The organism is Staphylococcus massiliensis (assembly GCF_043186315.1).
Lineage (GTDB): Bacteria > Bacillota > Bacilli > Staphylococcales > Staphylococcaceae > Staphylococcus > Staphylococcus massiliensis.
On record NZ_CP171119.1, the window covers coordinates 1,251,280 to 1,274,511 of the forward strand.

General features: G+C 35.8%; 25 protein-coding genes. 17 read left to right on the forward strand and 8 right to left on the reverse strand.

What is annotated here, in order from left to right:
- The first annotated feature begins 2 nt into the window (after positions 1–2).
- A complete protein-coding gene (locus ACF3N8_RS05990) occupies positions 3–725 on the forward strand; it encodes a type 1 glutamine amidotransferase (protein ID WP_009384041.1) in 723 nt (240 codons plus the stop codon).
- A gap of 182 nt (positions 726–907) precedes the next feature.
- Here ACF3N8_RS05990 and ACF3N8_RS05995 read toward each other — a convergent pair whose 3' ends face one another.
- Positions 908–1,936 (reverse strand): aromatic acid exporter family protein, encoded by a 1,029-nt coding sequence (locus ACF3N8_RS05995; RefSeq protein WP_009384040.1) that lies wholly within the window; start codon positions 1,934–1,936, stop codon positions 908–910.
- Between the two features lie 186 nt (positions 1,937–2,122).
- On the opposite strand from ACF3N8_RS05995, the gene map reads away from it, so the two are divergent.
- The 5 genes from map (at position 2,123) to ACF3N8_RS06020 (ending at position 5,745) form a co-directional block, all read left to right on the forward strand.
- Positions 2,123–2,881 carry a type I methionyl aminopeptidase gene (map, locus tag ACF3N8_RS06000; RefSeq protein ID WP_009384039.1) on the forward strand — a complete coding sequence of 253 codons (759 nt, stop codon included), beginning with the start codon at positions 2,123–2,125 and terminating at the stop codon, positions 2,879–2,881.
- A 102-nt stretch (positions 2,882–2,983) separates the two neighbouring features.
- On the forward strand, positions 2,984–3,370 hold the full coding sequence (locus tag ACF3N8_RS06005) for a hypothetical protein (RefSeq protein WP_017176866.1): 387 nt from the start codon (positions 2,984–2,986) through the stop codon (positions 3,368–3,370).
- Positions 3,371–3,384: 14 nt separating this feature from the next.
- Positions 3,385–4,086 carry a cell wall-active antibiotics response protein LiaF gene (gene liaF / locus ACF3N8_RS06010; protein ID WP_238101028.1) on the forward strand — a complete coding sequence of 234 codons (702 nt, stop codon included), beginning with the start codon at positions 3,385–3,387 and terminating at the stop codon, positions 4,084–4,086.
- A complete protein-coding gene (locus ACF3N8_RS06015) occupies positions 4,083–5,126 on the forward strand; it encodes a sensor histidine kinase (RefSeq protein ID WP_009384036.1) in 1,044 nt (347 codons plus the stop codon). Before liaF ends, ACF3N8_RS06015 begins: the two co-directional genes overlap by 4 nt.
- Complete coding sequence (locus ACF3N8_RS06020) at positions 5,116–5,745, forward strand: response regulator transcription factor (RefSeq protein ID WP_009384035.1); 630 nt, start codon at positions 5,116–5,118, stop codon at positions 5,743–5,745. Before ACF3N8_RS06015 ends, ACF3N8_RS06020 begins: the two co-directional genes overlap by 11 nt.
- A gap of 665 nt (positions 5,746–6,410) precedes the next feature.
- Here the strand turns inward: ACF3N8_RS06020 and ACF3N8_RS06025 are convergent.
- The 4 genes from ACF3N8_RS06025 to ACF3N8_RS06040 all read right to left on the reverse strand — a co-directional run bounded on the left by ACF3N8_RS06025 (position 6,411) and on the right by ACF3N8_RS06040 (position 8,978).
- Complete coding sequence (locus tag ACF3N8_RS06025; RefSeq protein WP_392449764.1) at positions 6,411–6,983, reverse strand: beta-class carbonic anhydrase; 573 nt, start codon at positions 6,981–6,983, stop codon at positions 6,411–6,413.
- A gap of 14 nt (positions 6,984–6,997) precedes the next feature.
- Positions 6,998–8,104, reverse strand: a complete 1,107-nt coding sequence (locus ACF3N8_RS06030; RefSeq protein ID WP_009384033.1) for a YihY/virulence factor BrkB family protein — start codon at positions 8,102–8,104, stop codon at positions 6,998–7,000.
- 116 nt (positions 8,105–8,220) lie between these two features.
- Positions 8,221–8,520, reverse strand: a complete 300-nt coding sequence (locus ACF3N8_RS06035; protein WP_009384032.1) for a YtxH domain-containing protein — start codon at positions 8,518–8,520, stop codon at positions 8,221–8,223.
- Positions 8,505–8,978 carry a low molecular weight protein-tyrosine-phosphatase gene (locus ACF3N8_RS06040; RefSeq protein WP_009384031.1) on the reverse strand — a complete coding sequence of 158 codons (474 nt, stop codon included), beginning with the start codon at positions 8,976–8,978 and terminating at the stop codon, positions 8,505–8,507. Before ACF3N8_RS06040 ends, ACF3N8_RS06035 begins: the two co-directional genes overlap by 16 nt.
- A 143-nt stretch (positions 8,979–9,121) precedes the next feature.
- Here ACF3N8_RS06040 and ACF3N8_RS06045 point away from each other — a divergent pair, with 143 nt between their 5' ends.
- Genes ACF3N8_RS06045 through ACF3N8_RS06055 form a run of 3 tightly spaced genes read left to right on the forward strand, consistent with a single transcriptional unit; the run spans position 9,122 to position 11,122 of the window.
- Positions 9,122–9,325: a DUF1128 family protein gene (locus ACF3N8_RS06045; RefSeq protein ID WP_238094244.1), complete on the forward strand. Its 204-nt coding sequence runs from the start codon at positions 9,122–9,124 to the stop codon at positions 9,323–9,325.
- Between the two features lie 12 nt (positions 9,326–9,337).
- Positions 9,338–10,567, forward strand: a complete 1,230-nt coding sequence (locus ACF3N8_RS06050) for an aminopeptidase (RefSeq protein WP_238101030.1) — start codon at positions 9,338–9,340, stop codon at positions 10,565–10,567.
- Positions 10,568–10,597: 30 nt separating this feature from the next.
- Positions 10,598–11,122 (forward strand): acyl-CoA thioesterase, encoded by a 525-nt coding sequence (locus tag ACF3N8_RS06055; protein WP_238101031.1) that lies wholly within the window; start codon positions 10,598–10,600, stop codon positions 11,120–11,122.
- A 78-nt stretch (positions 11,123–11,200) separates the two neighbouring features.
- Here ACF3N8_RS06055 and yfkAB read toward each other — a convergent pair whose 3' ends face one another.
- Positions 11,201–12,343, reverse strand: a complete 1,143-nt coding sequence (gene yfkAB / locus ACF3N8_RS06060; protein ID WP_193765465.1) for a radical SAM/CxCxxxxC motif protein YfkAB — start codon at positions 12,341–12,343, stop codon at positions 11,201–11,203.
- Positions 12,344–12,456: 113 nt separating this feature from the next.
- Here yfkAB and ACF3N8_RS06065 point away from each other — a divergent pair, with 113 nt between their 5' ends.
- The 3 genes from ACF3N8_RS06065 to ACF3N8_RS06075 all read left to right on the forward strand — a co-directional run bounded on the left by ACF3N8_RS06065 (position 12,457) and on the right by ACF3N8_RS06075 (position 15,158).
- Positions 12,457–12,621 carry an SE1561 family protein gene (locus ACF3N8_RS06065; RefSeq protein WP_009384026.1) on the forward strand — a complete coding sequence of 55 codons (165 nt, stop codon included), beginning with the start codon at positions 12,457–12,459 and terminating at the stop codon, positions 12,619–12,621.
- Between the two features lie 72 nt (positions 12,622–12,693).
- On the forward strand, positions 12,694–13,212 hold the full coding sequence (locus ACF3N8_RS06070; protein ID WP_009384025.1) for a type 1 glutamine amidotransferase domain-containing protein: 519 nt from the start codon (positions 12,694–12,696) through the stop codon (positions 13,210–13,212).
- Between the two features lie 194 nt (positions 13,213–13,406).
- Positions 13,407–15,158: a 5'-nucleotidase C-terminal domain-containing protein gene (locus ACF3N8_RS06075; protein WP_238094247.1), complete on the forward strand. Its 1,752-nt coding sequence runs from the start codon at positions 13,407–13,409 to the stop codon at positions 15,156–15,158.
- Positions 15,159–15,215: 57 nt separating this feature from the next.
- Here ACF3N8_RS06075 and ACF3N8_RS06080 read toward each other — a convergent pair whose 3' ends face one another.
- A complete protein-coding gene (locus ACF3N8_RS06080) occupies positions 15,216–16,955 on the reverse strand; it encodes a pyruvate oxidase (protein WP_238094248.1) in 1,740 nt (579 codons plus the stop codon).
- Between the two features lie 249 nt (positions 16,956–17,204).
- Here ACF3N8_RS06080 and sgtB point away from each other — a divergent pair, with 249 nt between their 5' ends.
- From sgtB to ACF3N8_RS06105, 5 genes are all read left to right on the forward strand, one after another.
- The gene (sgtB, locus tag ACF3N8_RS06085) at positions 17,205–18,017 is read left to right on the forward strand and encodes a monofunctional peptidoglycan glycosyltransferase SgtB (RefSeq protein ID WP_009384022.1); all 813 of its coding nucleotides are present in this window, start codon (positions 17,205–17,207) and stop codon (positions 18,015–18,017) included.
- A gap of 146 nt (positions 18,018–18,163) precedes the next feature.
- Positions 18,164–18,967: a recombination regulator RecX gene (gene recX, locus ACF3N8_RS06090; protein ID WP_009384021.1), complete on the forward strand. Its 804-nt coding sequence runs from the start codon at positions 18,164–18,166 to the stop codon at positions 18,965–18,967.
- Positions 18,957–19,271 carry a YfhH family protein gene (locus tag ACF3N8_RS06095; RefSeq protein ID WP_039990825.1) on the forward strand — a complete coding sequence of 105 codons (315 nt, stop codon included), beginning with the start codon at positions 18,957–18,959 and terminating at the stop codon, positions 19,269–19,271. The genes recX and ACF3N8_RS06095 overlap by 11 nt, the downstream gene beginning before the upstream one ends.
- Positions 19,272–19,285: 14 nt before the next feature.
- Positions 19,286–20,818, forward strand: a complete 1,533-nt coding sequence (locus ACF3N8_RS06100; RefSeq protein ID WP_238101032.1) for an ATP-binding cassette domain-containing protein — start codon at positions 19,286–19,288, stop codon at positions 20,816–20,818.
- A 9-nt stretch (positions 20,819–20,827) separates the two neighbouring features.
- Positions 20,828–21,598, forward strand: a complete 771-nt coding sequence (locus ACF3N8_RS06105) for a sugar ABC transporter permease (protein WP_392449765.1) — start codon at positions 20,828–20,830, stop codon at positions 21,596–21,598.
- A 607-nt stretch (positions 21,599–22,205) separates the two neighbouring features.
- Here the strand turns inward: ACF3N8_RS06105 and ACF3N8_RS06110 are convergent.
- Positions 22,206–23,180, reverse strand: a complete 975-nt coding sequence (locus ACF3N8_RS06110) for a metal-dependent hydrolase (protein ID WP_238102057.1) — start codon at positions 23,178–23,180, stop codon at positions 22,206–22,208.
- Positions 23,181–23,232 lie beyond the last annotated feature (52 nt).

Below are 23,232 nucleotides of genomic sequence, written 5' to 3' on the forward strand. Positions count from 1 at the left end.
GCATGAATGAATTAACAATCTATCATTTCATGACAGATAAACTTAACTTATATAGTGATATTGGGAACATCATAGCTTTAAAGCAACGCGCTAAGAAACGAAACATAAAACTTAATGTCGTTGAAGTTAATGAAACAGAAGGTGTAACACTTGATGGTTGTGACATCTTCTTCATCGGTGGTGGTAGTGACCGCGAACAAGCTATCGCAACTAGAGAACTTAGTAAAATAAAAGATGAACTTAAAAAGGCGATTGAAGATGGTATGCCAGGATTAACAATTTGTGGTGGTTATCAGTTCCTTGGTAAAAAGTACATCTCAGCTGATGGTTCTGAATTAGAAGGTCTCAATATTCTTGATTTCTATACAGAATCAAAGCCAGGCCGTCTAATCGGAGATATCGTCATTAAAAGTGAGACTTTTGGTGAAATCGTTGGCTTTGAAAACCACGGTGGTCGTACGTATCACAACTTTGATACGCTAGGATCTGTCGTTAACGGATACGGTAATAACGATGATGATAAAAAAGAAGGCTTACATTATAAGAATTTATTAGGTACGTATTTACATGGACCAATTTTACCTAAGAACCATGAAATTTCAGATTACCTTTTAGAACAAGCTTGTAAGCGTAAAGGCATTCCGTTTGAGCCAAAAGAACTGGATAATACAGAAGAAGAAGCGGCCAAACAATATATCATCAAACGCGTAAGTAAAGAAAAATAAATTATATGAATTAAAGGTCTGGGACATATTACTACAATTCTCTTAAACAGCATGCTTTCCTGGGTCATGGCCGGAGCCTGTAGTCTCCGGTCTCATGCTATTCCCCTAGGAGTCAGCTGTTATGAGAATTGTATGAATTAAAGCCCTTGCTAAGGTAATTTAGCAAGGGCTTTTTTAGATCATTAATCGTGGTGAGGGCCGACGCTCTCTTTTGATAAGGTTTTAGGGTTATAGCGTTGTAAGAGAATACGATAAAGTAATAGTATTTCATAGATAACATGACTTTTAAGTTGGTGATTATCGAATTCTTCTAAACCTTTTACCGAATTCTTCAAAGTTGTAGCGGCTGTAGGTGTTGGAACAAAGCGCTCTGTTGTTGTAATTTCCGCCACGTGCTCGACTATTTCGATAATAGCGACCTTTTCTTCATCAGTAAAATGAAGCACGGTGTCATTTGGTAAATAAATGATATTGGATAGATGGGTCATTAACATACGATTTTCATGCGCGCGGTTTGTGATCTTTCGTAAATTAACCCAATCAGATTTTTGATGTTTATGATACTTTAACTCGTCACGTTGATAGCCGATTAACTGTTCAATTTTAGTGTTCAGATTAAGTAGCTTTTCAAGTTTTTTATCAGATGACTTCGATTTGTAAAGTCCAATCATTAACTCTTTCATGCGCGAATCAAATAATAAATAAAGATGTGATTCTGATTCCTTAATCTTTTCATGAAGTTGATTATAATACTTAGGTGGGAATAATAAGTAGTTAACTAACCCAGCAGTGATAAGACCTATGATAGCCGTAAATAAACGTGAAACGAAATTAAAGACGTAAGCATCATGGATACCTGGAATCATTGCTACAGATGTTAATGTAGCAACAGTTGTACCCGCATTTAGTTTAAGTTTCGTACATAATAGAATCGTTAGCGTTGCACTTAGCGCGTATGCGAGTGCAGAGTCGTCGCCGAAGAAGAACGTTGCTACGACTGCTACTAAAGCACCTATTACAGTTGCTGGTAATCTTTTGTAGCCTTTTCTTAGCGATGCTTTTGCTGTAGGTTCGATCGTTACGACAGCTGTGAGTATCGCAAAGATAGGATTCAGATCTAGCAAAAGACAAAACAATGCCGTTAAAAATGTTGCGACACCGGTCTTAAGTGTACGTGCGCCAATAAAATTGTGATACCATTTCTGTTTCATATATGCCTACTCCATTTAAAAATATTCGTCTCCATTATACTGTAAATGATTTAAGTTGAGTAGGGTAAGTTATTTAGAGAAGAACGAAATAAGGCTTTGTTAAATGTTTTAATGCGTATGTGATTTTAACGCGTTTTTGTTATAATAATGAAAGTATATTAAAACTCAGAGAAGGAACGGGATAGAATGATTGTTAAAACTGAAGAAGAACTAGTAGCTCTTAAAGAAATTGGTAAAATCTGTGCGCTTGTTCGTGAAGAAATGAAAAAAGCGACAGTTCCAGGTGTGACTACTAAAGAATTAGATGATATCGCTAAGAAACTATTTGAAGAGCATGGTGCGATTTCAGCGCCTATTCATGATGAAAACTTCCCTGGTCAAACCTGTATCAGTGTGAATGAAGAAGTTGCGCACGGTATTCCAGGTAAACGTATCATTCGTGAAGGTGACTTAGTTAATATCGATGTTTCTGCGTTAAAAGATGGTTATTATGCAGATACAGGTATTTCATTTGTAGTAGGTGAACCTGATAATCCACTTAAACAAAAGGTTTGTGACGTTGCTTTAGAGGCTTTTGAAGCAGCGATGACTAAAATCAAACCTGGTACGAAGTTAAGCCAAATTGGTCGTGCCGTTCACGCTACTGCGCGTAAAAATGAACTGACAGTTATTAAAAATTTAACTGGTCATGGTGTGGGACAATCACTTCATGAATCACCTAGTTATATTACGAATTACTTTGACCCTAAAGACAAAACGTTACTTAAAGAAGGTACTGTTATCGCGGTAGAACCATTTATTTCAACTAACGCGACATTCGTGACAGATGGTAAGAACGATTGGGCTTTTGAAACGAAGGATAAAAGTTTCGTTGCTCAAATTGAGCATACTGTTATCGTGACGAAAGATGGTCCTTTACTTACAACTAAGCTTGATGAAGCATAATATATCTTAAGACTTAAGTCTTAAACTGAAATGGTTCCGGAGCCTATTACGATGGTTTCGGAACCATTTTATAATGGAGGTACTAGGCTTGAGGTGATAGATATGAATTTTATGCAAATCTACTTACAAAAACTAATGCAGTCATGGTATCAAGAGAGCATTTATCATTACCAAGACGTATTAGATACTAAATTGAAGAATATTAATGATTATATAAATTACTTGAAAGATAAAAAAGACTATATCAAAGAAATAATTGACAGTTTAACGATTGAATTAGAAAATAAATATATTGATATGATGGAACAACATCAAATTCGTTATGCAGAGAATCTTAGCGGCCAAGATATTGAATCCATGAAACATCATTTAAATGAAATCGAAGCGGATTATGCGCGCTTAGAAGATCATTTATCAGAACAAAACCGTCGCAAGTTAACAATGGAACAAGAGTGTGATTTATTAGAACGTATTGCTGTTGTATCTTAGAAAGGTTGTGAAGCATGAATCAGAAATACATTTCCACTGAGATGTTGATTATATTTACTGCCTTGATGATAATCGCGAATTTCTATTATATCTTTTTTGAAAAGATAGGATTCTTACTCGTTTTATTATTAGGTAGTATTTTAATCTATGTGGGTGTAATTTATTTCCACAAAGTTCGGGGGCTCTTGTCCTTTTGGATCGGTGTATTGATTGTAGCTTTTACATTGCTGTCCAATAAATATACGATTATCATTTTATTCGCATTCATCATTATAGTGGTGATTCGTTATATTATTTATAAAAGGAAACCGCTAAAGGTTTTATCATCTGATGAAGCGATTCAATCACCTAAATTTATAAAGCAGAAGTGGTTTGGTGATCAAAAGACTCCTGTTTATGTGTATAAATGGGAAGATGTCCAAATTCAACACGGTATCGGTGATATTCATATTGATATGACGAAAGCAGCGAACATAAAGGAAAATAACACGATCGTTACGCGTCATATGATCGGTAAAGTTAAAATCATCGTACCGCTTAATTATAATGTGAATTTACATGTAGCAGCCTTTTATGGAACAGCTCATATCGGTGATAATCAATATAAAATCGAGAATAGTCATATTCAAGTTGATGAAAAAATCAAAGAAGAAAACTATAATATTAACGTTTACGTTTCTACCTTTATCGGAGATGTCGAGGTGGTTTATCGATGAACCACTATGTGCGATCTATCGGAAGTCTCTTGATACTTGTTTATAGCGTTTTTATTGCTTTCTTTTTCATAGATAAGGTATTTGCAAATATCATTTATTTCCAAGGGATGTTCTATCAACAAATCTTTGGACTTCCAGTATTTTTATTTCTAAATATCTTAGTAATACTACTATGCATTGTATTTGGTAGTATTTTAGCGTATAAAATCAATCAACAAAATGATTGGATTAAACGTCAAATTGAACGCGCGATTGAAGGGGAAACGGTTGGAATTAATGATCGACAAATTGAACTTTATCATGAAACAATTGATTTATATAAAGTACTTGTTCCTCTAAATCAAGAGCTACACAAGATGCGTTTAAAGACGCAAGATTTAACGAATGAGTCTTATAACTTGAATGATGTTAAGGTTAAGAAAATAATAGAAGATGAAAGACAAAGACTTGCTAGAGAATTGCATGATTCTGTAAGTCAGCAACTCTTCGCAGCAAGTTTAATGTTGTCTGCAATCAAAGAAACGAAACTCGAGCCACCATTAGACCAACAAATTGTCACTTTAGAAAAGATGGTTCAAGATTCTCAACTTGAAATGCGTGCGCTACTTTTACACCTAAGACCAATTGGCTTAAATAATAAGTCACTAGGTGAAGGTATTAAAGACTTAGTAACGGACCTTCAGAAGAAAGTACCAATGAAAGTAGTGAAAGATATCGAAGAATTTGATGTACCTAAAGGTATCGAAGACCACTTGTTCCGTATTACACAAGAGGCGATATCGAACACTTTACGTCATGCTAAAGGTACCAAAGTTACAATAGAGCTTTTAAATAGAGAAGACTATATTCTATTACGTATTCATGATGATGGAATTGGATTTAATGTTGATGATAAACTCGAACAAAGTTATGGTTTAAAGAATATGCGAGAACGCGCGTTAGAAATCGGTGCAACATTCCACATCGTATCACTACCTGATTCTGGTACACGAATCGAAGTTAAAGCACCGTTTACCAAGGAGGAAAATTATGCCAATTAAAGTATTATTTGTAGACGATCATGAAATGGTTAGAATTGGAATATCAAGTTACTTATCGACACAATCTGATATTGAGGTTGTAGGTGAAGGTGAATCTGGTAACGATGCGATTGAAAAAGCGAAGACATTAAAGCCTGACTTAATCTTGATGGATCTTGTTATGAACGATATGGATGGAGTTGAAGCTACGACTCATATTAAAAAGGAAATGCCTCATATAAAAGTGTTGATGCTTACAAGTTACATTGAAGATCAAGAAGTATACCGCGCGCTTGATGCTGGCGTTGATAGCTATATTCTCAAAACTACGAGCGCTAGTGATATCGCGAATGCGATTCGTAAGACGTATGAAGGTGAATCCGTGTTTGAAGCGGAAGTTTTAGTTAAAATGCGTAACCGTATGAAGCAACGTGCTGAACTATATGAAATGCTGACTGAACGTGAAATGGAAATTCTGTTGTTAATCGCAAAAGGGTACTCTAACCAGGAAATTGCAAGTGCCTCTCACATTACGATTAAGACAGTTAAAACGCATGTTAGTAATATATTAAGTAAGCTTGAGGTTCAAGACCGTACGCAGGCGGTAATTTATGCTTTCCAACATAACTTAATTCAGTAAATGTGGTTGTGGAGTTGAGATAAGGATCGGCTTATGTGAGTTGGAGCCAAGTGGTCATCGCACTTGGATATAAAACGGCTGTAAGAGCCAAGTGGAGACGTGACATGGCTGTTAAATAGGAATTAGAGCCAAGTGGAGACGTGACATGGCTGTTAAATAGGAATAAGAGCCAAGTGGAGACGTGACATGGCTGTTAAATAGGAATAAGAGCCAAGTGGAGACGTGACATGGCTGTTAAATAGGAATAAGAGCCAAGTGGAGACGTGACATGGCTGTTAAATAGGAATAAGAGCCAAGTGGAGACGTGACATGGCTGTTAAATAGGAATAAGAGCCAAGTGAAGAGTCGACATGGCTGTAAAACGGCTGTAAGAGCCAAGTGGAGACGTGACATGGCTGTTAAATAGGAATAAGAGCCAAGTGAAGAGTCGACATGGCTCTAAAACAGGAATAAGAGCCAAGTGAAGATGTGACATGGCTGTAAAACAGGAATAAGAGCCAAGTGAAGATGTGACATGGCTATAAAACGGTCATAAGAGCCAAGTGAAGAGTCGACATGGCTGTAAAACGGTCATAAGAGCCAAGTGAGCATATAACATGGCTCTTACAACACACAAAAAAGACCCGAAGTCCTTAAACAAAGGATTCCGGGTCTATTTTTTTAAATTACTTTTCAATATGGTCATAACCATTCTGAATTAAATCTAACTGACCTGTATGTGGATCAATAACTAGTCCATGTACAGGTACTTTTTTATCAAATAATGGATGATTAAGTACCATATTGATATTTGAACGGACATTATCTTCAACATCATCAAAACCTTGATAGAAGTTGTAAACACTTATACCAGAATGTTCTAAGGTATGAATGGTTTCGTCTTTAATGCCACGATCTTTCATTGTTTTCATGATAGCATCGGCATCTAAGTTACCCATACCGCAATCTTTATGACCCATGATGATAATTTCATCGGCACCTAGCGCATAAATTCCAACGAGTAAGCTGCGCATAGTAGAACCATAAGGGTGCGTAATTGTGGCACCGGCATTTTTAACTACTTTTAAATCTCCCTTGTTAAAACCAAGTGCTTTTGTTGATAAATCGAGTAGGCGTGTATCCATGCAAGTAAGGAGTACAGCCTTTTTATCTGGATTTTTACTCGTAACGTAATTTTTGTATTCACCACTTGAAACAAACTTTTCATTAAAAGATAATATGCTATCAAGTAAAGTCATTTTGATTCCTCCAATTATTTTTTATATGTCTTAAGGATGTCATCAAACTGTTCTTCTTCAGGAACTTTACCTTTAACATATTTACGTTGGTGGATGATTGCATTAAGCTCAGCACCTAAGATAATGATAAAGCCTGTTAAGTATAGCCATAACATCAGAACGATTATACTTCCGATACTACCATAAGTTTTAGAATAGTTACCGAAGTTTGATACGAAGAATCCAAATGCTAATGTAGCTAAGATCCAAACTACACTTGTGAATAGGGCACCTGGTAATACAGAACGTAATTTAACTTTAATGTTAGGTGCTAAAGCGTAAAGTGTTGAGAATACTACAAGTAATAAGATAAATGGTAATAAGAATCGCACGATACTAAATACCCATCTAACCGCTGAGTCAAGACCTAACGGACCGAATAAAAGGGCACCGATTTGTTGACCGAATGCTGGTAGAACCATTGAAACTGCTAATACTAAGCTAATGATAACAGTAAATACAACACTTAATAACTTAAGTAAGATAGGATTACGGTTATCTTCAACATCATATGCTACGTTAAATGCGTTCATTAAAGCTGTCATACCGTTAGATGCAGACCAAAGTGCCGCGATTAAACCAAATGATAATAGGCCACCACTAGCATTTTGCATAACGTCTTCAATAATACCTGTTAGTAAGCTCGCTGTATCAGCGGGTGCATTTTCTGAAATTAAATTCGTAATCTTCTTTGTATCCACCTGAAATACAGGTAGTAACGTTAATAAGAAGATAAGCATTGGGAATAGCGATAACATAAAGTAATAAGCAAGTTGAGCTGCTAAACCTGATACATCATCTTTACCAATACGATAAATTAATGTAGGTAAGATACCTGAACCACGCTTATATTTAGCGGGTTTATTAATCTTAGATGTAAAGAATGTAATATCATCTTTCTTAGATGTTTTCGTATTAAATTTAATTGGATATACCATTCGTTTTTTAGTTTCAAGGCCTTTTTCAGGGCCTTCTTTTTTGTTCTTTTCTTCGTCGCTTAAAGTTTGTGTTTGATTATTACCTTCATTGATGTTGCTTTCATTGTTGCTGTCTATATGCGAATCATATTTATCTTTCGACATATTTTATCTCCTTTCAATATTTTAAAAAAACTATTGAAATAGACAATGCAAAAGAGTCAAGACAACAAAGCCTTGACCCTTTACTTGCTCATAACTATAGTTTTATTACTTAAAAATTAAAGACCAATTTGTTTGTTGTTTTTACGTTCGATGAAAGTATCTTTAGCATCTTTAATTGAACGTTCTAATTCAGGATTGTTACGACGAATTTCTTCGATAGTATCTTTCCAATATAAAACTTCATCTTTAACTTGAGTTAATTTAGAAGGACCTTGTGAGTTACTTTTAGCATAGTTACCTTCTTTAATGTCTTTGTAATTTTTTTGAAGAGATTGACGTGTGTTTTTGTCAGCTAATGCAATCGCACCTCCGACAATCGCACCAATTACAACTCCTGGAATTAATTTGTTTTGCATGATGATTTTCCCCTTTCTTCTATTATGAAATCAATGAGATGGTCACAAGATGATTGTACCATTTCATAGACACCTTCAAAATTATTTGTGTAATATGGATCTGGAACATCTGTTTCATCCATGTCACTAAACTCTAGAAGCTTAAATAACTTACCTTTTAGTGATGGATTAATACGTTTAATGTTGTCAACGTTACTTTGATCCATCGCAATAACGTAATCAAAGTCATCATCAGGTTGGAACAACTCACTGATCATACCATCGTAAGAAATATGATGTTGATCAAGAATGTCTTTCGTACCCTGATGGGGCGGTTCTCCCAAGTTCCATTCTCCAGTGCCACGAGATTCAACATGAATACCATCTATATGTCTTTCTTTTAAACGGTGTTTCATAATTGCTTCAGCCATTGGAGAACGACAAATATTTCCAAGACATACAAAAGCTACTGTAACCATTTATTATCCTCCATACATATGTACTTATATCCCCATTTTAAGTCTTTTTAAACCAAATACAAACTAGAAATGTGTCAATAATACAAAAATTTTTCAAAAGTGGTGCATTTTGGTAAAATGATTCGTTGAAAGGGTGATCGTTTATGGCTAAAAATATAGAAGATATGATTATTGATATCAGAGAACGTCTAAATCTCGTTAATCAAGGCGTACTTGATCCAGAGAGCTTTTCAGAAGAAGACAAAGGTGAAATCGAAGAAATTCATTCATTTGTGTCTTCAAAGGATAACTTTACGCCAAGTGAAATGTCAGCGATTACTGAAGCGCTTGGCCAACTTAGAAAATAGGAGGGGTTTCATATGGCAACTCAAGATAAATTACAACAATATGCAGAACTGCTCGTTAATGTAGGTTTAAATGTACAAGAAGGTCAACCTGTTTACATTAGATCATCAGTTGATGCAATAGATTTAACAAGACGCATTGTTGAAGAAGCATATAAGAAAGGTGCTTCGGACGTAGCGGTTAAATACGCAGATGGTAAATTAGGACGACTTAAATTTGAATATGAGGACGTATCATTCTTTGACCAAGAGGTTAAGGATTATGTCGTAGATGAACGTATGGATTATGCCAAGAGAGGTGCCGCTAACTTAGCGATTCTAACTGAAGATCCAGATTTACTTAATGGTATTGATCAAGACAAGTTAGCAAAAGCCCAAATGCGTGGCGCACAAGCATTTAAAGAAGTTATGTTGATGACTCAGCGTAATGATTTCCCATGGTGTGTAGCTGCTTATCCATCTATAGAATGGGCTAAGCGTGTGTATCCAGAAAAAGACGATCAAGATGCGTTCGACACGTTTTTAGCAGATGTTTATGAAATTGTACGTGTTGACGGTAATGACCCAGTCGAAAATTGGAAAAAGCACGCTGAGAACTTAAAAGCACGTGCGAATCAACTTCAAGAAAAAGAATATGATGCATTACGATACGAAGGTCCAGGTACTGATTTAACGATTGGTTTACCTAAAGGTCATTTATGGGAACATGCAACGAGCTATTTAGATAATGGCGTACCATTCGTTGCTAATATACCGACAGAAGAAGTATTTACAGCACCTGATGTTAAGCGCGTCAATGGTGTCGTTCGAAACACGCTGCCACTTAGCCATAATGGAAATATTATAGATGATTTTGAATTAACATTTAAAGACGGTGTCGTAATTGATTATAAAGCGGGTAAAGGTTACGACGTGTTAAAAAATTTACTTGAAACTGATGAGGGTGCTAAACGATTAGGGGAAGTTGCTTTAGTACCTGATGATTCACCAATTTCAAACCGTAATACAATTTTTTATAACACATTATTTGATGAAAATGCCTCATGCCACATTGCACTTGGTTCTGCTTACGCATTTAATTTAAAAGGCGGAACTGAAATGTCTGAAGATGAAAAGGTTGAGCATGGTTTAAATGATTCACTTGTTCACGTAGACTTTATGATTGGTAGTCAAGATTTAAATATCTACGGAGTTAAACAAGATGGCTCTGAAGAACCTGTCTTTGTAAAAGGTAACTGGGCATAATTGTCTCATATAGCAAATAGGGGGAAAACGATGACTAAACGTAAATCTATGAAAGCAGCAAAGAGTTATAAAAGTAGACAAGTATTTCCACAAGATACGAACCACCATCACACGATGTTTGGTGGTACACTAATGGAAAATATCGATGAAATCGCAGCAATTACTGCTATGAAGCATAGTAGTCATCAAGTGGTTACGGCTTCAACAGATTCTGTAGACTTTTTAAAACCGATTATGACAGGTGATATCCTTTCATATGAAGCCATGGTTTCTTATGCTGGTACATCTTCTATGGAAGTTTGTGTTCAAATCTTTATTGAAGATGTAGAAGAGGATGTTAAAAAGTTAGCAGCATTAAGCTTTCTAACATTTGTAGCTTTAGGTGAAGATGGTAAACCGACTGAAGTTCCGGATGTTTATCCTGAAAATGAAGTTGAAAGATGGTTCCATGAAACAGCAGATATACGTGTTAAAAGACGCAAAGAACGTCGTGAAGAAAGTAAAAAGACGCTTAAGTTCTTAACTGAAATTGAATCAAAAGCACAAGAAGAATAAAATTAAGACGGTACAAGATATGCCTTAGTAACTCGTTGAGTTTGTTGGCAATGGATCTTGGTACCGTCTTTTATTTGTTTAATGATGTTGAAGTTGGTATTTATCATGCATCTTGCGTTCTTTTTCTTTAAAGTCTGTATCTTTGTAATACATATCTTTAACTAAAAGGTTTGGTCCTAGGCATTTCACCATTGGACAATGACAGTTTAATGATTTAGAAAGTGGTGATGCTAGCCACTTATTGAAGACATCATTTAAATTATCAGTTTGGATATTTGAAATTGAACCTGTTTCATCTCCGAAATCTGTCACAATAACATCCCCGCTAAATACATTCACGTTTAAACGGCTTCTGCCATCAGGGTCATTACGTACAGTAACGTTTTTCGCTTCATTTAAACGTTTCATTAATGCTTGATCACTTGGATTATCGATACAAGGATAAATTGGAAGCGTCCCAAATAACATCCATACATCTTCGTCACGAATATCTAATAAATGATGCATGCAATCCTTCATTTCATCTAAACTTAGTACATTTAACTGACTCGCAAAGTCTACTGGATACATAGGGTGTACCTCATGACGACTACATTTCATATCGTGTACGATTTCGTTATGAATCTTTTCAAGATATGGTTTCGTACTTTGGTTTAACATTGTTTCAGCTGAAATAAACATACCTTGGCTTGATAATGTACTTGCATTCGATAACATTTGGTCATATAGTTTTAACTTTGCTTTTAAAGGGGGTTGCTTGTCCATAGCACCAAACCCGACCTCAGTAAATTCATCGATTGTTCCCCAGTTATGTGAAATATGCATAACATCAATATATTCAGCAATATCTAAGTAACGATCTAGTGGCAACGTTAAATTTGAATTCATTTGTACATAGATGCCACGTTCATATGCATATTTGATTAAAGGTTTAACAATTTGTTTAATTGATTTCTTTGAAAACATTGGCTCCCCGCCAGTTATAGAAATCGTTCTTAATGTTTCAATTTCATCTAAGCGTCTAAATATTAAATCCATAGGTAAGGATTCAGGGTCCTTAGTTTGTAACGTGTAACCGACCGCACAGTGACTACAACGCATGTTACACAGGTTAGTCGTTGTAAATTCAATGTTACTTAACGTAAGTTCCCCGTACTTTTCAAGATCCACATAAGCTTCCCAAGGATCATTTGAAATTGAAATCGGTTTTTTATTTCTAATTGGCATGAACATTCTCCTAAATATAAATTACACAGATAATTATTAGGATTTTGTACGTTTTTGTCAAATTCATGTTAAGATAGTGTATATTCTAGAAAAAGGAGCGTTCATAAATGGATGAACCACAAACGATTGATCAAGTTAAAACGAAATTAAACCAATTTATCGAGGATATCGACCATGTCGATCCTGACCAAGTTAATGTTGATGATATTGATGAATGGATTAAATTACTCGATCAATTAGAGGAAAAGATGAGTCACGTACGTCGTTCATAATTTCTTATGTTTTGAAATCACTTTTAACGGAAAATTATATAGTAAGACTTTAAAACGAAAGGTGATTTTATAATGGCTAAAAAAGTAGCAGTATTATTAGATAACGAATTTGAAGATATCGAATTTACAAGTCCTAAAGAAGCTATTGAAAACGCTGGTCACGAAGTTGTCGTGATTGGTAAGAACGCTAATGAAGAAGTTACTGGTAAACATGGTGAAAAAGTAACAGTAGATGTAGGTATTGCAGATGCTAAAGCAGAAGATTATGACGCTTTATTATTACCAGGCGGATTTGCGCCAGACTTACTACGTGGTGACAGTGAAGGTCGCTTTGGTGCTTTTGCTAAATATTACACAACTAATGATGTACCAGTATTCGCAATTTGCCACGGTCCTCAAATTCTTATCGATACAGATGACCTAGAAGGACGTACAATGACTGCTGTATTAAACATCCGTAAAGACTTATCAAATGCAGGAGCGCACGTTGTTGATGAATCAGTAGTTGTAGATAAAAACATAGTAACAAGCCGTACACCTGACGATTTAGATGATTTCAATCATGAAATTGCTAAACAATTAGAAGCTTAATTAAATTAAAAATTAGATTATTCCACTAGGGTTAGATGAGATAAACTCATTTAACCCTAGTTTTTTATATATTTGATTAATATACCAATAAATGAGATATTTTGATTTTTACAACTTTTTAACTTAAAAAACAAATTTTATAAATTATATGGTGCTAGAATGATAGTTGGAAATACAATTTTGGGAGGTTCATTATGAAATCTAATATTGGTAAAGTTGTAACTTCTTCAGCAATGATTCTAGCACTTGCATCAACTCAAACGATTACATACACAGAAGCTAGTGAAAAAGGTGCGTCTCAAGACGAACATACCATCATGCATACAAATGATATTCACGGTCACTTCTTAAGTGAAGAGGGCGAAGTGATTGGTATGCCTAAACTTAAGACAATGAAAGAGCAAGTTAAACCAGATTTAATGGTAAGTGCTGGTGACACATTCCAAGGTTATGCACCATCAGATGCTACAGAAGGTCGTGAAATGGTTAAAGCATTCAATCAAATTGGTTATGATGCGATTACGCCAGGTAACCACGAATTTGATTTTGGTTTCGATCGTTTAATGGAAATCAAGAACAATATCAATGCACCAATGATTAGTACAAATGTTTATAAAGATGGTAAGCGTCCATTCAAGCCATCAACAATCGTGAATAAAAACGATGTAGACTACGGTATTGTTGGTGTAACATCTGATGAAACTGAAAATTTAACACGTCTAGACAGTTTAGAAGGGGTTGAATTCAAAGATCCTGTTCAAAGTGCCACGGAAGAAATTAAGAATATCCAAGATCAATCTGATGTCATCGTCGTGTTATCTCATCTAGGTGTGAACGATACGTCTGAAAAGGCCGAGCGCGGTGACCATTTATTAAAAGCCCTTACAGATAATCCTGAAATCAAGAAGCCTGTATACGTCATTGACAGTCATTCACACACAGTACTTAAAAATGGTGAATATTATAAAGGTAACCCTTTAGTTCAAACAGGCAAATGGTTATCAAACGTTGGCTTAATTGATTTTGATTTCAAAAATGATCAAGCAACGAACCCAGAAGCTTCATTAATTCCAGAAGCTGAAACACGTGATATCAAACCTAACAAGAAATTAGAACAACAAGTTAATAAAGCTAACAAAGCATTTTTAAAAGAAGCGTCAGAAGTTCTTGTTAAGGGTAATGAAGTGCTTTTCGAGAAGCCAGAAGATAAAGGCTTCTCTCATGAAACGAACTTAGGTAACGCAATTGCAGATTCAATGGAAGACGTTAAATTTAAAGAACCTACTGACTTTGCATTTATGACAAGCGGTAGTATCCAAAAGAACATCGAACCTGGTGATATCACGAAGAAAGACGTATTAGATGTCATGCCGTATGGTAGTTCATCTGTACTTCAAATGGACGTAAAAGGTTCAACGGTTAAAGAAGCATTCGAACATAGTTTAGATGCTGATGTTCATAACATCTTAGACAACCCTAAACTAAAAAGTAGCGGAAGCTTCTTACAGATTTCTAAATCAATTCGCGTTAAATACGATGCCTCTAAACCAAGCGGCGAACGCGTTAACCAAATTGAAGTATTAAATAAAGAAACAAACACTTTTGAACCACTTAACTTAGAGCGTACGTATAAAGTTGCTACAGACGACTTTACAGCTCGCGGTGGTGGCGGCTACGATATGTTTGAGCGTAACTTTAAAGAAGGAAAATCTATGAACGAGGCATTTATGGATTACCTTAAAAAAGGACAACTTGACCAATATGAGACAACAGTTGCTGAACGTTCAATTTCAATACATGACGATGCTGCAATGAAACAAGCTCAAGATAAAACATTACCTGAATCAGGTGAACATGTAACACCATGGTTTGTAGGTGCTAGTGCTTTCTTATTAATTGCAGGTATCTCTATGGTAGCTTTAAGTAGACGTCAATCAACTAAATAATGACATTGAAAAAGGCGGAACGCGTCATGCGTTCCGCCGATTTTTTTCTTAATTCACTTATAAAAAGCGTTTTACTGCTTCGGACATTGGAGGTAGTTCATCAATCTTAAGTTCTTTATCTTCAGTGATTGAACGATACATCCACTTCATGTAGTTCTTAGCTTCTTCTGGAAGAATTTTACCAGGAAGTGGTGCAGCATTAGGATCCACATGAACATTTACAATCGTTGGTTTAGATTGTTGGAATGCTGTTTGAACAACTGCATCAATGTCTTTAGGGTCTTTTAACGTATAACCAATACCGCCACAATTCTCAGCGAACTTAGCAAAGTCTAAGTCATGGAAATCAACGCCATACTCTAACTCACCTGCAGCCTGTTGTTCATACTTAATGAATGATAGCTCTTGGTTATTAAGTACGAAGATAACCATTGGTAAACGATACTCAACTGCAGTTGTGAAATCTTGCATAACCATCGCGAATGCGCCGTCACCACTAATACAAACTGCTTGGCGTTCAGGATGTGCGATTTTAGCCGCAATCGCACCTGGTAATCCGCAACCCATCGTACCTAACCAACTAGAAAGAATAAACTTATTCGTTACATCTAATTGTAGATAACGCGTAGACCAAACTGTTGCTGTACCAACATCGATAGAGAAGATCGTATCCTTATTCGTAACTTTATTAATGGCATGCATTAAGCGTTCAGGACGAATAGGTTCAGCTTCACTCTTCATATCTTCAGCCATCCATTTATCCCAAGTTACTTTATGGTTCACCATTTCTTTTAAGAAATCGCGTTCAGGCACTTCTGGTGTCGCTTCAATTAGCGCTTGAAGTCCAACTTTAGCATCTCCTACAATAGGCGCATCTACATTGAAGCGATGACCAATTGCTTCTTCTTTAATGTCTAATTGAATGCAAGGGATATCTTTCTTAGGTAGGTAATCAACGTAAGGGTAGTTGGTACCCGCTAAGATAAGTAAGTCGGCACTTTGCATGGCTTGATAAGAAGGTTTAGTACCAATCTTACCGAGATTACCTAATTTATAAGGGTGATCATCTGAAATGATACATTTAGATGGTAGAGATACGATAGCTGGAATCTTGAACTTCTCAATGAACGTTTTAACCTCGTCACGTGCATGGTCCACACCTTGACCAACTAATACGACAGGTTTTTTACTTTGAGCTAGCAGTTCAGATGCTTTCTCAATTTGGCTCACTTCAGGTTTTTTAGGTTCTTTAAATGATTTATCAACCATTTGATGCGTCGTATCTTTAATCTTCGTGTTAAGTAGATTGTTTGGTAACGTTAACACGGCCACACCTTTTTTCTCATAAGCTGTGCGGATTGCTTCGTTAACAATTTCGAACACGTCTGATGAATCACTTAATTGCTTGTTATATACAGCTACATCTTCGAATAATTTAGGTAAATTCACTTCCTGAAAAGCCTTAGTGCCAAGTACATCGCTATCAGCTTGACCAGCTAGGATAAGTTGAGGTACGTTGTCTAATTTCGCATCATACATACCGTTTAATAAATGGATTGCACCTGGTCCACCAATACTAAGTGCAACACCAATTTTACCAGTGATTTTAGTATAAGCTGCAGCAGCTAAACTGCCTACTTCTTCATGTCTCACTGTATAAAAGTTCATATCTTCTTCTGCCGCTTTTAACCCGTCAACGACAGCATCAATAGAATCGCCAGGAATACCGAAGATTTGATCGATGTCCCAAGCTTTAAGCGCTTTAATTAAAGCATGGTTTGCTTTTATTTTAGCCATTTAAATAATCTCCTTCCGAAAGTGTAGTTAAATTTTTGCTCGTTCTATAGACCGATATTTCTCATTTCCTATAGAAAATACACTTAACTACTGGTAAAGTTACCTATAATGAGAGGAACTAAACATGGTTTTAAATGACAAATTAGCAACAATATGTAAATTTTAGGAAACTTACATTTTGACAGGATTTGACTTTTAACAAAAGGGAAAATTGTTCGTAAGTTAAAGCTTACGTTAAGGAGACGAATCATGAAACGATCACAAAAATATGCCAAGTCGTCACGTGCACAATACGATGCGCGCTATGATGAACCGTACTACAACACGTACGAACATCCAGTAGGGCAACCACCTAGTAAGAAGCGAGGTATGAAATTTCTAGGCGGTATCTTCGCAGTTATCTTCATACTAGGACTCATCTTTGTTGGCGCGATGTATTTATTATCATTGCGTGCAGATGTGGATGAGTTAAAGTCCCTTGAGGAAAAGCCCAACTTCGTGAGTAGCCAAGATATGCCGCATTATACAAAAGGGGCCTTTATTGCGCTTGAAGATAGACGCTTTAATGACCACAACGGGTTTGATTTAAGAGGTACCTTTAGAGCGTTATTCACGACAGTGCGTACTCAGAACCTACAAGGTGGCAGTACGATTACACAACAAACAGTTAAAAATTATTACTATGATAACGAACAATCGATTACGCGAAAACTGAAAGAATTCTTTGTAGCGCTTCGTGTTGAACGGAAATATAATAAGAACGAAATTCTAAGTTATTATATGAATAATATTTATTATGGTAATAATCAATACGACATAGAGTCCGCAGCAAACTATTACTTTGGTGCAACGGTGAATCAGAATAATCCATCGTTACCAAAAGTCACAGTGCTACAAAGTGCGATTCTAGCAAGTAAAATCAATGCACCAAGCGTATATGATAGTCAAGAATATTCACCAGCTTTCATCAATCGGGTTAAATCTACATTAGAGAAGATGAAGCAAGAACAATATATTAATGATCAACAGTATACCGAAGCGTTACAACAACTTGGCGTATAAGGCGAGAGCCATATGCATTCTTAGAAGTTGTCTATGGCCTAACTCGAATCTCAATTGAGTTAGGCTATAGTTATTTAAAGGGCTTTTAAAAAAGATACATTTAAATTATCTTTATAATAAGTTATCCTTTATAGTGGAGTGATATGATGGGAAAGTTAACTAAAATTGAAGTTCAGAAGCGTAATAAGGAACGCTTTAATTTATATATTGATGGTGAATTTGTAACTGGTATCGACATGGATACATATGTTCACTTTAATTTACGTAAAGGTCAGGATGTTGATCAAGCTTTATTACAAGATATCAAGCATCATGATACGTATCGTAAGGCGCTCAATACTGCCATTAATTATATCTCCATTCGTAAACGTACGCTTAAAGAGGTTGAACAGCACCTCCTAAAGAAGGAATTCGACCCGTCGATTATAGATTCTGTTAATCATACATGTCTTAAAGAAGGTTACATTAACCATGATGATTATACGCAAAGTTTAATGCGTACGATGATTAATACTACGGACAAAGGTCCTCAAATCTTTAAGCAAAAGTTGATTGTAGCGGGTATTGAAGATCATTTAGTTGATTTGTATGTAAATAAATATGAACAAGAACAACCATTTGATAAAATAGTAAGCATAGCAGAAAAAATTAAAAAGCAGAAAAAAGGACCTGTTAAAACGGTTGAGACTAAGGTGAAACAATCGTTAATTCAGAAAGGTTACACGTTTGAAACGATAAATGAGGTTATGAACGCATTGGACTTTTCAATGGATGAAGATATTGTGAAGCAAATGCTTCAGAAGGACCTCGAAAAATATTACAAGAAATACGCTAAGAAATATGATGGTGCAATGGTTAATTTGAAGACGAAAGAAGCGCTATTTCGAAAAGGGTATCAAATGGAACAAATTAATCAAATCTTAGAAGAAAGTGGAGTTGATGATGAATAAAAAGCTTAGTGAGATGACAGAACACGAAATTAGAGATGAAATCGGTAAATATCGCGAGAAAATGCGTAAAGCAGAAATGAATGGGATATTAAATGAGTATGATGTTTATCAAAGTAAGCTCATCGTTGCAAATAGCTACCTAATCGATCGTTCTAAAATTGAAATTGGTCGCATTTATCCACTCGATGACGGTACGGACGGCTTCTTCAAGGTGGAAAGGTTGAAAGGTGTGTTTGCTTGGGGGTTTAGAATTAACAGTAGCGAGCGTGAAGAAGGAATCCCTATTGCATTATTAAAAATATAGAAGGATGAATATAAATGGTGAGTTCAATTGTATTAAAGCTGTTAGATGTTACACATTATTATCGTAATAATAAGACACGACCATGGTATAAACCATTTGGCTATGGTGAAGACGATATTGATATCAATAATGTTACATTACATATTTATCAAGGTGAGGCGCTTGGTATTATAGGGGAACCTGGTTCTTCAAAGACTTTAATCGGACGCTTACTTGCTGGTCAAATTCAGCCTGATAAAGGGAAAGTGACGCGTCGTGAACAAGTCTTCTATGCGAATGCTTTGGATAAGATTCATGAAGACATCAAGGTGTCGAGCTTTGTGCGTAATGCGCTGAGTTTGTATGATAAGCGCGTGAGCACGCGTAAGATTACGAAGTTATTAAAGGAAGCGGAACTTGATAAGGATAAGCATACATATATTAGTGATTTATCAGACGAAGCGTATAGTACATTATTATTCGTCCTAGCACGTGCATCTAAAGCGAAGATCATCATTCTTAATCAGGTTGCATCGTCTCTCCCTGAAAAGTACTTCTCTGAATTAAAGCGTCTTGTGCATGAATATATCAGTTTAAATCAGACGTTCGTTAATGTTGACGATAATATAGATCGTGTCGTTAAGGTGAGTAACTACGCTGCATGGATATCACACGGACAACTGCGTAAAGAAGGACCTCTTAGTGAAGTGATCCCGATGTTTAAAGACCATGAAGCGGATCGTCAATCTCTTGAAACAGATGAAGAGAAAGCACGCTTTGATATGGATTGGAAGAATGGGCGCACGCGTCTTCCTGAAAAGGACTATAACTTTAAACGTATTGAACGTTATAACCATGCGAAACCACCTAAATTCTTAATGACAATTTGGCTATGGTCATTCTTATTTTTAAGTGGCATGTTTTTAACAGGTCTCTTGTTCTTTAACAATTTAGGAAAAGTCGATATCGAGCAAGAAATGAATGAATCTGCAATTTCTACTGAGCAAAAGGACCCTTATGAAGAAAAACTTGCTTTCGGTATAGTAGAAGCTAAAAATGTTAAGCTAAAGCCAACTAAAGGTGGTAAAGGTCTAACTGTTCCAGAAAGCAGTGTCCTTTCAATTGTTGCTGAGAACTCTAAACGATACCAAGTAGAAGTTGATGGTAAGCAGTATACCGTTAAGAAGAATCCAATCCGATTCTTCAATCCTGCAGGTCTCTATGCAGAACACGATGTAGAAGACTTACATCCTTATATGAAACGAAACTATGTCGACTCATTCTCATATTTCAATAGTCACTTGCATAAGAAACATAAAGAAGTTACGGACTCATTAGTGCCTGAAAAGGACAAAGATAACCGCTTTAACGTACCGATAACAGAGCAACCAATCAATATGCTTTTCGATGATCAGAATAAAGTGATTGGTTTCACGTTCCCGATTGTTGATGAAAAGAAATTAAAGGATAAATTTAATATCGATCGCGACATTTGGATTACGAAGTCTGGAGACGGATACTTACTAGCGGACTTTGAAAATGATAAATGGACTTATATAGAAATGTAGGTGAAAAGAGTGGAAATAAAAAACTATATTAAAAACGCACCGCAATTACTTCGACACGCACTGCAAAGTGTTAAGAACAATTGGGCATACTATTTAGTTCCGTTATTAGTAGGGTTATTACTCGCATTTGTGATTCGATTGATTTTTTGGAAGTTCAATTCAACTGAAATACTTTCAGCTACAATGTTCTATCGAATAAGTGGATTAACAATGTTTATGTTTACGACACTAGCCATCTATAAAAATATCAAGTCATTCCGAAAGGACTTTCAGGTAACGCGATTACTGAATGTGTCACCATCAGTTAAAAACTTTGTGACAGCACTTGTATTTACCATAAGTTCATTTATTATACATCTTGTGATTTTAGTACTAAAACCAGCGAACGCAGATGGTTCTATTTTAAGTATGATTTTATATCACATCATGATGTTATTATTTGCGACATTGATTTCAATTTTATTCGGTAGACTATCGCTTAAATTTAAAAAGATTCATTACTTTTTCATTGGTTTAGCGGTGTTATCATTTTTCACACTGCCAATACTTTTCATTTTAGATAATGAGAATGCGTTAATTACACACTTACTGATGATAAATCCTTTATTTTATCTCGTAGATGGTGTTGAAAAAGCAACGCTTATTGGTAGAAGCAGTATAGGTAACGTCATTTATCATTTATATTTCTTAAGCTTTTTAGGTTTAATTACGATGTTGATATACGCGATTAAAAAGCAAGTTACAATCTTTGATGTGAATCAAACGCCTCAAAAGAAATAAAATTGTGAAGCGCTAGTATTACCAGTCGCTTTTTAAATAAGATACACATAAGAAAAGTCCAACTCACTTAATATGAGTTGGACTTTTTGTGGTTCTCAATATGGAGTTACGAAAGTAAATTTATTTCCTAACAGCTGACTCAGAGGGCGGGGCCCGGCAGTTATTAAAGACCAAAGAAGCTCGTGCTTCTTTGTAAGTTCAACTAACGAATTGAAAATTCGAGTTGAACTTTACACGCATTCAAATTATCAAGCTATTATAGCCGGGGCTTGAGCGAATTAAGCTAATTGAAAAGTAATGAAATATAGATTTTAAGCTTTACTACACACAATTCTCAAAACAGCTGACTCCTAGGGGAGTAGCGTGAGTCTGGAGACTACAGGCTCCAGCCACGCCCCAGGAAAGCATGCTGTTTTAAGTGAATTGTGTAATATGTCCTAAGCCCTTGTCCTACTAACAAACTGAAAGTTTGAGTAAGGCTTCAGGCTCCAGCCGCAATCTATGAAAGCATGCTGTTAAGGAAATCTGTACTAACTTACCAATCTAAAATGAACCTAAATTCATTTAATTGGTACGATGTGGCTTTTCAAAAATAGGAATAAAGGAATTATACATGTAACTTACGTTGTAATTTATCTTCGGTAAAGACCCATCCTGTATATGAATTCAATACCTTACGATCGTTGTTTAAGTGCGCAATCGACGTAAACGCATAATGATCATCGTTTAAATATCTTAAATCGATGAATCTTAATTCAATGGTCTCGTCATCTACACGTCTTGTATGCCATCTATAAATTGAAGAGAAGTTAAGGAATGCTTTAATATTCGCATCGTTCTTAGCGTCATGCATCAATGATTCGCTTGGATAAGGCTGGCGTTTTACTTTATCACTGAATACGATATTGCCACCATAACTTCGGCCAACATAATCGTTTTCAATTGTTTGAATTGCGACACGCCACTGCATAAAGCGTAACGTTGGTATGACGAAAACTTTAACCGGTTTATCACTATTATCAATTAATCCTAGTGCCTTTTTACGGATGGATTGTTGAATGATATAACGTATGATGTAGTATGCCACTAAGATTCCGAGTATCGGAAAGAACACGAGATATGGATGGAAGCCAATACTCCATAACACGATTCCGATGAGTAAGATAATAAAAATAATTGGGTCGAACGTGTTGATGATGCCGAGTTGTATCCATTTATTTGATAAAGGCCTTAATGCTTGCGTACCATATGAATTAAAGATGTCTACAAAGACATGTAAGAATACAGCGAGTTGTGCCCATAACCACACATGCATTGGATGTACATCGTGAAAGAATGTGAAAATGAGCAATGTTAAGATTAAGGGCCATAAGATTGTAAAAGGTATTGAATGTGTGACGCCTCTATGGTTTGATATATACGTTGCATTATTTTTAAGTTTCGTAACGGTATCAATATCAGGAATTAATGAACCTGCCACTAAAGTCGTCATGATCGCTGGAAAGTTATCATGCATACTTGGGTCTTGGGTAGCTATTGCGGTTAAGCCAACACCGATAGCTATGTGTGTCGCAGTATCCATTTTATACACCCACTTTATAAGTTGTTATAACTTATTATAATCGAAAAAGGGC